Annotated in this window: 11 protein-coding genes; 9 read left to right on the top strand and 2 right to left on the bottom strand. The window is 39.9% G+C overall.

All coding sequences use genetic code 11. From position 1 onward, the window contains the following. Positions 1–715 (bottom strand): hypothetical protein (locus tag QZ019_RS07370; RefSeq protein ID WP_295483745.1); only part of this gene is annotated, 715 nt, incomplete at its 3' end. A gap of 82 nt (positions 716–797) precedes the next feature. Between QZ019_RS07370 and QZ019_RS07365 the strand changes: the two genes are divergently transcribed. The 3 genes from QZ019_RS07365 (at position 798) to QZ019_RS07355 (ending at position 5,021) form a co-directional block, all read left to right on the top strand. Next, positions 798–3,101, top strand: a complete 2,304-nt coding sequence (locus QZ019_RS07365; RefSeq protein WP_295483742.1) for an MFS transporter — start codon at positions 798–800, stop codon at positions 3,099–3,101. Then, on the top strand, positions 3,095–4,534 hold the full coding sequence (locus QZ019_RS07360) for a hypothetical protein (RefSeq protein WP_295483739.1): 1,440 nt from the start codon (positions 3,095–3,097) through the stop codon (positions 4,532–4,534). Before QZ019_RS07365 ends, QZ019_RS07360 begins: the two co-directional genes overlap by 7 nt. Before the next feature lie 115 nt (positions 4,535–4,649). After that, positions 4,650–5,021 carry a DMT family protein gene (locus QZ019_RS07355; RefSeq protein ID WP_198002745.1) on the top strand — a complete coding sequence of 124 codons (372 nt, stop codon included), beginning with the start codon at positions 4,650–4,652 and terminating at the stop codon, positions 5,019–5,021. A gap of 40 nt (positions 5,022–5,061) precedes the next feature. Here the strand turns inward: QZ019_RS07355 and QZ019_RS07350 are convergent, their stop codons facing one another. After that, positions 5,062–5,511 (bottom strand): MerR family transcriptional regulator, encoded by a 450-nt coding sequence (locus QZ019_RS07350; RefSeq protein WP_295483736.1) that lies wholly within the window; start codon positions 5,509–5,511, stop codon positions 5,062–5,064. A 95-nt stretch (positions 5,512–5,606) separates the two neighbouring features. Here QZ019_RS07350 and QZ019_RS07345 point away from each other — a divergent pair, with 95 nt between their 5' ends. The 6 genes from QZ019_RS07345 to QZ019_RS07320 form a co-directional block, all read left to right on the top strand. Continuing rightward, the gene (locus tag QZ019_RS07345; RefSeq protein ID WP_295483734.1) at positions 5,607–6,779 is read left to right on the top strand and encodes an iron-containing alcohol dehydrogenase; all 1,173 of its coding nucleotides are present in this window, start codon (positions 5,607–5,609) and stop codon (positions 6,777–6,779) included. An 80-nt stretch (positions 6,780–6,859) separates the two neighbouring features. Further along, the gene (locus QZ019_RS07340) at positions 6,860–7,231 is read left to right on the top strand and encodes a DUF5329 family protein (protein ID WP_249082935.1); all 372 of its coding nucleotides are present in this window, start codon (positions 6,860–6,862) and stop codon (positions 7,229–7,231) included. 55 nt (positions 7,232–7,286) lie between these two features. Next, positions 7,287–8,372 (top strand): MBL fold metallo-hydrolase, encoded by a 1,086-nt coding sequence (locus QZ019_RS07335; RefSeq protein WP_295483730.1) that lies wholly within the window; start codon positions 7,287–7,289, stop codon positions 8,370–8,372. A 96-nt stretch (positions 8,373–8,468) separates the two neighbouring features. After that, the gene (locus QZ019_RS07330) at positions 8,469–9,557 is read left to right on the top strand and encodes an aldo/keto reductase (protein WP_295483727.1); all 1,089 of its coding nucleotides are present in this window, start codon (positions 8,469–8,471) and stop codon (positions 9,555–9,557) included. A gap of 30 nt (positions 9,558–9,587) precedes the next feature. Further along, positions 9,588–10,604, top strand: coding sequence for a DUF362 domain-containing protein (locus QZ019_RS07325; protein WP_295483724.1), 1,017 nt, complete (start codon positions 9,588–9,590; stop codon positions 10,602–10,604). A gap of 45 nt (positions 10,605–10,649) precedes the next feature. Continuing rightward, a partial coding sequence (locus QZ019_RS07320; RefSeq protein WP_295483722.1) for a permease occupies positions 10,650–11,440 on the top strand: 791 nt, incomplete at its 3' end.

The following is an 11,440-nucleotide window of genomic DNA, read 5'->3' as shown; positions in this document are numbered from 1 at the left end:
TACATTCGATAAGATTAAATTTAAGTTCCTGAGAAAGCTTTCTTATAATCGGTACGGCCTGACCCGGCTGATTAATCGGATTATCATCGATGATAACGCCCAGGTTTTTAAACTTAAAAGTATTATAAAAAAGCCTTAGTTCCGACTCGTAGCGATTCATTTCCTTTTGCACGTGAATGTTCTTTTTATTTGAAAACTCACCAGGTCCTATAATTCCCGAGCTTTCAGGATCGGTAGGAGTCATGACTAAAACCGGAACGTTTAAGGAACTGTCAGTAAGCATCTGACCTGCGACGGTTCCCAGTGCCCATACCATGGAAATGTCATTTGAAGACTTTATGCGATTTTTTAAAGTATCGGCAAGCTCTTTGGCTTTATCATGATCCCAATATCCGTCATAAAATCCGTCTTCAACAAACTCAATGCAGCCGCCGTGCGTCTTTTGCGCCATTTTCTGAAAACTATTGTTCTTATCTAAAAGAAAGTTACGATCAATAAGCTCACCGTTTATAAATCCGTTTCTTTGCAAGGCAAGAGTCGTTTGTCTGAATACTTTTTGAAAATCCGAATAACTTCCGGCTTGAAAAACAGCCACCTTGTACGCATTTCCCAGCGAACATTGCGTACTTTGTGCTGAAAAAGCGGCAAAACTTAATAAAACTTGCCCCAAAATAAACGCTTTAAAGCTGCGTTTAAAAAAATTATGTAAAAACATGATCCTCTTACATCCGTACAGGTGCAATACCGTCCTTAACTATCTATAATAAACGCAAAACCACGGTCTTTTGAGTAAATTAATGAAAAATATCCTTAAAGCTGTTTTCAATCTGCGCTTATTTGCCGTTTTAGTGGTATTTTTCATATCCCAATTCTTTTTTGTCTCACTTGTCGTCTCTTCTTATAACGATTACCGCGTTCAAACTGCGCAGGATCTGCTGCAATTTAATATAAACAATACCGCGATGCGCATTAACAACATCACGGCAATGGGACGCAACATTCAAAACTATCAAAGAGCGATGCAGGATCTTTACGATCTGAAAATGATAAGCAAAGCCGCGGACGTTTTTATCGCAGATAAAGACGGACGCATCGTTGTGGGTAAATCAACTGTCGGATTAAATACCATAGATATTAAAAAACTTACCGGGCAGAACATCTTACTTTCCGGCAATATTTATTTATACGCACCCTTTTTTGATATTACAGGACATAATGCGGGTTTTGTTCTTGCAACGCTTGGAAACAATCAAAAGCAAAGTTTAAGTGAAGAAGAAACAAAAAAACTTTATGCAAGCGTAGGACTAGGCCTTGTTATCTCCACTTTATGCTTTATCGTCTTTTTTATTCTGATTAACCTAAAAAGACAAAATGCAAACCATGTTTCCTCAGTAATAACTTTACTTATACCCTTTTTTATTGCGCAGATGATAATCATTGCCTGCATGACGCCAAGCGTGATAAAGGCAATTGATAACCATGCCGACTCATTGCAGACGGCAGCTTTCGGGTCAGTAAGCAAAGACTTCTCCGCCGTAACGAGGCTTAACATCAGCCTTCATGAAGTAAGCGGCTTTAACGATTACTTTATAAAATTAAAAGAAAATGTTCCTTTTATCGATAAAATTTCACTTACCGATGAAAAAGGCAATGTGATTGCCGGCGACAGTCTTAAAATCGATCAATCCTTTCCTATCATCAGTCATAATGAAGTTATCGGCTCGCTAAGCCTTACCACAAAGATTGAATACGCAAAATTTGTTGATTTGGGGCTTAACCTTTTAACATTATTTTTTATTTCAGCGCTTTTAGCCTATGAATTGACCTCGCTGTTACGTCATGAAATGGCAAGAATGCTGCGTCCACAAAAGAAAATTCCTTTTGAACCTTCGCTTATCCGTCCGCTTGGTTTTTTGATTATTTTCGGCGCTTTTCTCCCTGTCAGCATCGTACCTGTCTTTATGGGTCAATATGCTGATGATTTAGGCTTTTTATCTTCAGATCTCGTTAAAAGTCTTGCCGTTTCAACCGACATGACGGGTGTTGCAATAAGCTCTCTTTTGATTTTGTTTTGCGACAAAGCATTAAGCGATTGGAAAAAAGTATTGCCTATAAGCTCTTTCCTCCTTATTTTCAGCACCGCGCTTTGTTTTCTGTCTTTTAACGCCTATTCATTTTTACTTGGCAGACTGTTATACGGTATTGCCTACGGCGGCATTATCGTAAGCTGCCAATTATGCGTTATGGACTCAACCGACGACACTTCTCGGGCAAAAGGCATGTCTGCAGCATTTGCCGGACTTTTCTCGGGAGTTTTATGCGGAGTGGCCGCAGGCGGAATAATCGCCGATAAATTTAATATGCGCTTGGTGTTTGCTATTTCCTGTGCCTTTGCCGTATTTGATTTCCTGCTGTTGCTTTATATTATGAAGCACCGTACAGCGCTTAGCGCTAACGCTTCTACACATAAAAACGATTTTAAGAGCGTTTTACTTCCTTTATCAAAAGTAACTGCCTTTATTAAAGATCCTAAATCCTTGTCTCTTATGCTCCTGCAGGTAATTCCCTACAGCGCTATCGGCATCGGATTTTTTAATTTCTTCCTGCCCGTTACCGTACAGGAAAACGGAATGGGAGCCTCAACCGTCGGACAGCTTAATTTCTTATATTCGTTCCTGGTTATCATCCTTGCTCCGATCATGGGCAAAGTTATAGATAAAATTGACCGAAAATATGTGATTTTGTCTCTGGCACTTTTATTCTCAGCGCTGGTTCCGCTTGCATTTAAACTGCCAAGCCTTATCGGCGCTTCAATACTTGCCATGATTTTATTAGGCATATCCGCATCGATTAACGAAGGCGGTCAACCGGCCGTAATGGCAAGTTATGAGGTTTCTAAAAAAATCGGACCGTCAATATCAATTAAAGTCCTGGATTCATTTTTAAGGTTGGGTCAAATAGCAGGGCCTCTCATAATTGCCGTAATAATGAGCGCTTTCGGCACCGCCGGCTTTTCATTCATGGCAATAACAGTCGCAGTATGCGCAATGCTGTTTTTTATAATTCAGCACTTTTTGAACATAAGGAAAACATCGTGTTAACTGATTTTCTAAAACCGCATCTTAAAAGATTCTGCGATAAATTTTCCGACATGAGTTTAAAAGACTACCATGGACTGCTTTTTACCAAGGGTACCGTACCGTCTGACACTTTTATAAATGCCGTTATAAGCAACATAAAACTAAATTACGGCGATATTGATGAAGAAAACGTACGCTTGGCGTTAAAGCATCCGCAGTGCGTTTATTGCGCCAATCACGGCGGAATTGAAAATCATCCTGAACTTATAGCATCAAGTCTTATGAGTTCATACTTTGCTCCGCTTTTTAAAAAGCAGGCTTTAATAATTCTTGCCTGTACCTCCATTGGCCCTAAAAACCCTACCGTTCCCGGCGGTTTCCTTTTAGGAAAGCGCCTTGAAGAAAACCACTACAAGCGCAAAAGAATAAGCTTCATCCCAAGAAAATACGATCTTAAATATCTTTGTTCCTTAAGAGCGCTAAAAAGTGATGATATAAAGCGCAAGCTAAACACGGTATCTGCTTTAGCATCATCATATGAACTCTCAGCCATAGAAGCTTTTACTCCTGAAAATTTCGGAGAAAATTCTTTTTTAAGCCAATGCTTTAAGGCAAACTCATTTTATATAAAGAGTTTTTTAACTAAGGTTCCCCATTGCCCCTGCTACTTTGTAGATGACAGCGTCCTAATAAGCGATCTTTTGAAAATATCGCTTGAAAATGAAAATTCATTTATTTTCAAAATTTTTAACTCTCCTCATCTTTTATATACGCTTTGTAAAAATCTTAAAGGCAGAGCTAACCTTTGGTCTGATGAAAGGGTAACGGACAATTGGAAATACGATTTTACCGGCAGAGGATCGGTACTTTTTTATAGAAAAAAAGACTCAGGAACTATTGAACAATTATCTTTGGTCAAAGATAAAAACGACGTCTATCTTCGATCGGCTGACTATACATTAAAAGTAACGCCGCAGAACATCATTGAAGCTTTAAATAAAAACGCGTTAATTGCCGATCTGTATTTAGGCTATATCTGCTTGACATTAGACTATAACGTATCTTTAATCGGCGGCATCTTTTTTAACTACTATATAAAAGATATGCTGGAAATTACCGCAAAAACTTTAAATCTGCCAAAACCTACAGAGCCTATCTACAGCACTGAATTTATTCAATCTTTTTTAACACCGTTTAAAGTCATCAGCCCTGATGCAGATCCTTTTTCTCTTAATAAGTCCCGTCCGCTGCTGCAGCTTGATTTACATCATCTTGAGCCTATAGATGAGACACAAGCTTCTTCCTTACTAACTGCAACGGTAAAAGAAGCTTTACCTCTATCAATTGCGGATATGCTTTTGGATTTTGATTTGTCCGATACGCAAATTACCGATCTAAGACAGGAATTAGTAAAAAACCTAAAAGCCAAATCACCGATAGAGTTTTATCTATAGATTTTTACACAAGAAAAAATTAATTTAATTTTTAGCCTAAATAAGCAACTAATAATATAATACGCACCGTAAAAATAAGCGTTTAACTTTACTTAAAGGACAAAGGTCGGATATGCTGACTCAAGGAATGTATTCTATAGGCTTACTCGTATGTTCTAACATTTTCATGACCTTGGCATGGTACGGTCATTTGAAGATGAAAGAGGAATTTTCATGGTTTGCCGCATTACCTCTTCTTGGCGTAATCATTTTCAGCTGGTGCCTTGCCTTTTTTGAATACTGCCTGCAAGTTCCAGCAAATCGCATCGGATTTAAGGATAACGGCGGTCCTTTTGATATTATGCAGTTAAAAGTTATTCAGGAAGTAATAACGCTTACCGTTTTTACCGTGTTTTCCATCATAGCTTTCCATATGGAGCTTAAATGGAACCATTTATGGGCGGCTTTATGCTTAATCGCCGCAGTTTATTTTGCTTTCAGACCGTAAAATTTTTTAGCGACGTCTTGTCAAAAATGCAAGACGGTGTTTAAGCGGCTTTTTTACTGCGATGAGCAAACTTTAAAAATTCAGAAGGAATATCCTTTTCATCAAGATTTAAAACCGCATCCGTACTGCCGAGCTTTTTTGCCATATCATAAAACCAGCATTTATACTTAAGAAAATCCAAAGTTTCCTGCAGTAAAGCAATTTGCGACATGACCTCTTCTTTTCTTGCATAAAAAAGCGCACGCCGTTTTTCTATTGAGGAATCACCTTTGGCGCACCAGATAAGAAATTCTTTAATATCTTTAATGGAAAGACCGCTGTGCTTTAAACAGTCAATTACATTTAAAACCTCAAGCTCTTTATCTGAAAATACGCGAATACCGCCTTCGGTGCGCTTTAAATCCTTAAAAAAACCTTCTTTATCGTAAAATCTCAAAGTTGAAACGGAAATTCCCGTCAGCTTTGCCACATCACCGATTGAATATTTCACTTTTCACCTCAAAAAACTCTTGACCTAAAGTTAACTTTAGGTCTTATGATTTTATCAACTTAAATATTTTTTGGCTAACATCTAAGGAAATTTATATGAAAGACTGCGCTAATGATTTTGATTTTTGCACCCCGACCAGAGTTTTATTCGGCAAGGATAAGATTAATGAGTTACCAAAAGTTTTAGGTGCTTTCGGTAAAAAAGTACTGCTGGTTTACGGCGGCGGCAGTATTAAAAAGAACGGGATTTACACCAAGATTCAAGAACTGTTAAAAGACTTTGAGTTGTTTGAACTTTCAGGAGTAGAGCCTAATCCGCGCGTATCTTCAGTAAGAGCAGGAGCCAAGATCTGCAAAGAACAAAATATTGATGTGGTTCTCGCCGTGGGTGGCGGCAGTGTTCTTGACTGTTCAAAAATCATCTGCGACGCTGCCTTCTATGACGGAGATGCTTGGGATCTGGTGATTGACGGCAGCAAAATTACCAAAGCTCTGCCTTTAGTATCAATTCTCACTCTTGCCGCCACCGGAAGCGAATTTGATTGTGCCGCGGTTATTTCCAATCCCGATACCAATGAGAAAATCGGTATTTTAAACCCGCTTAATTTCCCTAAAGTATCGATTTTGGATCCTACCTACACGCTGACTGTTAATAAAAAGCATACCGCAGCAGGATGCGCCGATATCATGTCGCATATTTTTGAACAGTATATGGTTGACGGAACCAATATGGTATCTGAAAGCCTCTGCGAAGGAATATTACGTACCGTAGTTAAATTCGGCAAAATCGCTTATGACAACGGCGATAATTATACAGCACGCGCTAATTTAATGTGGGCAAGCTCACTTGCCTGCAACGGTATCTGCGCATTAGGCAGTGATATGGCTGCTTGGGTATGCCACGCTATTGAACATGAGTTAAGCGCTTTTTACGACATTACCCATGGCGAGGGTCTTGCAATTTTAACCCCGCAGGTGATGCGTTATACCCTAAATGACAGAACCAAAGCCCGCTACGCAGCATTTGCCCGCCGTGTCTTTAACATCAGTGAATGCGACGACAAATTGGCAGCTGAGACCGGAATTAACGCACTGGAGGAGTTTTTCGCTTCAATCGGACTACCAAAGACCCTGCCTGAGGTCGGTATTACCGATGACAAGCATTTTAAGGAAATGTCAGAGCATGCATGCAAATGTTTCCCGCTGCATCTTGCATTTGAACCTTTAACTCCAGATGACGTAGATAAAATCCTCCGTATGTGCATGTAATTTTGCACTTTAAGTTAAAGCAGGAATGAAATAAAAGCATTCCTGCTTAAATTAATACTCATTTTTATAAAAAAGTATTCATGAAAAAAATAAAACACCCTGTGTATTTACTTTGCTGCTCATTACTTATGCTGTTAAGTACGACAGCTTATGCCATCAGCGAATCGGAACATCAAAAAGTGATGTTTTTACTTAACAAATTATCTGAGTATGACAACCTCACTTTTGTCAGAAACGGCAGTGAATATAAAGCGGATGCGGCTGTTGAACACCTACTGCGTAAATATGATTACGCAAAGGATGACTTAAAAACTGCCGGGGATTTTATTATTCACTGCGCCAGTAGATCATCTTTAAGCGGCAAGCCGTATCTGGTTATTTATAAAAACGGGAAAAAAGAAAATTCCCAAGACTTCCTTTTTCGTCTATTAAAGGATTTTGATGCTAAATAACATGAAAAAATCCGGATTTAAAACCATTTTATATTTTTTGCTTCCAGTGGCCCTCATGTCCCTATTTTTATCATCATGTACCGCAGAATTCGGCACGCTGCCTAAAGGCGAATACCTAAAGAAAATCGAGCAATCTCCAAACTATCGGGACGGAGAATTTAGAAATCTTGAAGAAACTGCCGTTATGACCGGAGAGCAAAGCAAAATAGCGGCATGGTGGAATTTTTTGTTCGCAAAATATCCTAACCTTGAACCGACAAAACCGCTGCCTGCTGTCAAAACCGATTTAAAAGAGCTTAATAAAAATGAAGATTTACTGGTATGGCTCGGACACTCATCCACATTACTGCAGATAAACGGCAAAAGGATACTTATCGATCCGGTTATTGAAAACTACGCATCGCCGGTATCGTTTATAAATAAGGCCTTTTCAGGCACGACTTTATATACGGTAGACGATTTGCCGGATATTGATTATCTGGTTATTTCACATGACCATTGGGATCACCTTGAATACCCTACCGTCGGTTTTTTAAAAGACAAAGTAAAAGCCGTAATTTGTCCTTTGGGAATAAGAAGTCATCTTGAATATTGGGGTTTTTCACCAGAAAAAATTCTGGAGGGCGATTGGAACGATCATATTAAAGTCGATGATATTCTTGAAATAACCGTCCTTCCCGCACGGCATTTTTCTGGGCGTTTTCTATCCGCCAATAAGACCTTATGGTCAGGTTTTATGTTCACTACCCCGACTTACAGAATCTTCTATAGCGGTGACAGCGGATTCGGCAAGCATTTTAAAAAAATAGCCAAAGATTTTTCGGATAAAAAAATCGATTTAGCGCTGATTGAAAACGGACAATACAACGAAAACTGGAAAGATATTCATATGTTTCCTGAAGAAGTTGCAGAGGTTGGAACAATACTTAAGGCCAAAAAACTCATGCCATTGCATTCAGGACGTTTTGCGCTCAGCACCCATTCCTGGAATGAACCTTTTATACGCCTTGACAAAGCAAGCTTAAATAAAGATTACCAATTGATTACACCTTTAATCGGACAGATTGTCTATCTTGATAAAGACAATCAAACTTTTTCCAAATGGTGGGAATCAAGTTCCATCAACGGTCAAAAGCAATAATTTTGTCATTCGCAAAAGGTATGGAAACTTATAAAAATTAAGTATTTTTAAGTAAAAACATAAGTTTTTATACTAAAAAAAATCCGGAGAAATCACATGCAATACAGAATATTGCCCCACGGCAGCGAAAAAATCGGAGTAATCGGACTCGGACTTGGATCGGTAACTCCCGGCACAGATGTCTGCTCTCTCTTGGATTACTCGCTTGAAAAAGGCATAAATTTTTATGATCTGTGCGGAGCTTACGATTTCATATATCCTGAAATTAAAAGAACTTTAAGCAGACACCGCTCCGAAGTTTTCACACAAATGCATTTAGGTGCCGTATATAAAAACGGCGCCTATGCTTTTTCCAGAAATCTCAGCACGGTTAAAGACACTTTCAACCGTTTGCTTGACACCACCGGACTTGAATATACCGATTTTGGTTTTTTACATTGCATTGATGAAGAAAAAGATCTTGACTACGTGCTTAATAAAGGCATCTATGAACTTGCCCTTAAATTAAAGGCTCAAGGAATAATTAAGCACCTGGGCTTTTCAACCCACTCCCCGCTTATTGCTGAAAAACTCATAAATTTAGGCGGATTTGATTTATTTATGTTCAGCATTAATGCGGCCTTTGACTTTAAAAGAGGTGACTATGCCGTAGGAGACAGCGAGGAACGCGAAAACCTTTATCGCTTGGCACAAAGCAAAGGAGTGGCCATATCGGCCATGAGGCCGTTTGCCGGAGGTCAGCTTTTAAACGCTAAATTATCACCATTGGGAATTGCCTTAACCCCAGTGCAGAGCCTCGCTTACGTCCTTGAACGTCCTGCTGTAGTCACAGTTGTTGCAGGTGCAACCAAGACCTCCGAAATTGATGACTATATGAATTATTTCACCGCATCAAAAGATGAACTTGATTACTCGGCATTAGGCACAGTTCTGACTGAAGATGCCAAAGGCCGGTGCTTATACTGCAATCATTGCGCGCCCTGTCCTAAGAAGATCAACATCGGCCTTGTCAACAAATATTACGATTTAAGTAAATTAGGCGATCCGCTTGCCAAACAACATTATTTAAATCTTGATCACCACGCAAGTGAGTGCAACGACTGCGGACATTGCGATAAGCGCTGCCCCTTCAAGACAAAACAAATGCAAAGAATGCACGAAATAGCCGGCTATTTCGGAATTTAAATTTTTACTTACGTTAAGGAGATCTAAAACATGAAAGCAAGCTTACTTAAAACAGCAGTTCTTGCTGCCGCCGTTTGCGTATGTGGGACCGCTTTTGCAGCGGACATTGACGTTACTGCGTTAAAACACCGTGTTGATGCAAAAGACGCACCTGTAGTCTACATGACTACGGATATCAGTCCCGCAGGATTTATGAGAGCATATGAAGCATTGAACCGTATTCCTTCAGGCAAAGTTGCGGTAAAGCTTTCAACGGGCGAAGCCGGCAACACCCACTATCTGCAGCCTTCACTTATTAAAGATGTAGTAAGCAAAGTAAACGGTACTATCGTCGAGTGCAACACCGCTTACGGCGGGTCTCGCGCACAAACTGCCATGCACATGCAAGTTGCAAAAGACCACGGATTTACCGAAATTGCCGACGTAGACATCATGGACGCTGACGGTTCCATGGAAATTCCGGTTGAAGGAGGAACATTCCTTAAAACCAATTTAGTCGGCAAAAACATGGCAAATTATGACTTCATGGTAGTAATGAGCCACTTTAAAGGTCATGCCATGGGCGGATTCGGCGGAGCGTTGAAAAACATCTCCATCGGTGTTGCCTCAGCCGACGGTAAATTCAAAATTCACTCAGGCGGCACAATCGATAAAATGGACTCATGGGGTGCATTGGGAGCCTATGGCAAAAACTCAGGTAAAGAACACGATTCCTTTATCGCGTCCATGGCTGAAGCGGCAAAGTCAGTCTATGATTATTACGATCATGGCAACAAAATGCTTTTCATTTCCGTCATGAATAACCTTTCCGTCGACTGCGACTGTGACGGCAATCCGTCAGAGCCTGATATGCATGATATCGGTATTTTGGCATCTCTTGATCCTGTAGCTTTGGATCAAGCCTGCATTGATTTGGTGTATGCCGCTCCTGACAGCCAATCTTTGATTGAGCGTATTGAAAGCCGCAACGGACTTTTAATTCTCGATCACGCAGAAGAAATGGGTTTTGGACATAGAAATTATCAATTGGTATCTCTTGATAAATAACTAAATGCTTTTGCCGCAAGTTTCGCGGCACTTTTTGTTTTTCTTATGTACGATTTTATTGAAAGAGAAATAATCTACCTTTGGTATTATCTTGATATCCTATGCAGGCAGATTGTACCTTTTTACATCATCGGAACCCTCTTAGGCTCTGCTATCTCGGTTTTTGCCAAAGATAGAATTCATGCTCTTCTTGTAAAAAGCAAATTAAAAAAATTCGGTTTTTTAGGTTATATCTTTGCAGCTCTTTTAGGCTTTGCCTCCCCTATCTGCATGTACGGCACCATTCCCTTGGTAGTCGCCTTTTATCAAAAAGGCGTAAGACAGGATTTTTTAGCCTGCTTCATGGTAGCATCCGTACTCTTAAACCCTCAATTAATTGCTTATTCGGCAGCCTTAGGCCCCCTTGTTTTCAGTCTGCGACTTGTCACCTGTTTTTTAATGGCCCTAAGCGCCGGAGTATTGATTCGCATATTTTTTAAGCATTCCGACTTTTTCGTATTCACCTTATTTGGGATCGGACATAATCACGACACCGATCCCAATCTTTTTATGCGTTACTTAAAAAATGTCGGACGTAACATAAAAGCCACTTTACCTTATTTTGCCGCCGGTATTTTACTAGCCGCACTTTTTACAATTCATGTTCCACAAGATGCTTTTGCCGAATTTTTCGGTAAAGACAACGGTTTTGGAGTTTTACTGTCGGCAACCCTCGGCGTACCTTTATACTTATGCGGCGGTGGTACCATTCCTATCTTAATTACCTGGCTTGCCTCAGGTATGTCGATAGGAGCTGCCGTTGCCTTTATGTTATCAGGACCTGCCACCAAACTTAC

This window comes from uncultured Succinatimonas sp. (assembly GCF_905203285.1).
Classification (GTDB): Bacteria; Pseudomonadota; Gammaproteobacteria; order Enterobacterales; family Succinivibrionaceae; genus Succinatimonas.
The sequence above is the reverse complement of the archived record's forward strand: the minus strand, read 5'-3'. Positions and strand labels throughout refer to the sequence as shown.

Excerpts from the sequence above, each read along its gene's own strand:
- QZ019_RS07335 (WP_295483730.1), top strand. The coding sequence starts at position 7,287 with ATGTCCCTATTTTTATCATCATGTACCGCAGAATTCGGCACGCTGCCT.
- QZ019_RS07365 (WP_295483742.1), top strand. The coding sequence starts at position 798 with ATGAAAAATATCCTTAAAGCTGTTTTCAATCTGCGCTTATTTGCCGTT.
- QZ019_RS07330 (WP_295483727.1), top strand. The coding sequence starts at position 8,469 with ATGCAATACAGAATATTGCCCCACGGCAGCGAAAAAATCGGAGTAATC.
- QZ019_RS07325 (WP_295483724.1), top strand. The coding sequence starts at position 9,588 with ATGAAAGCAAGCTTACTTAAAACAGCAGTTCTTGCTGCCGCCGTTTGC.
- QZ019_RS07345 (WP_295483734.1), top strand. The coding sequence starts at position 5,607 with ATGAAAGACTGCGCTAATGATTTTGATTTTTGCACCCCGACCAGAGTT.
- QZ019_RS07340 (WP_249082935.1), top strand. The coding sequence starts at position 6,860 with ATGAAAAAAATAAAACACCCTGTGTATTTACTTTGCTGCTCATTACTT.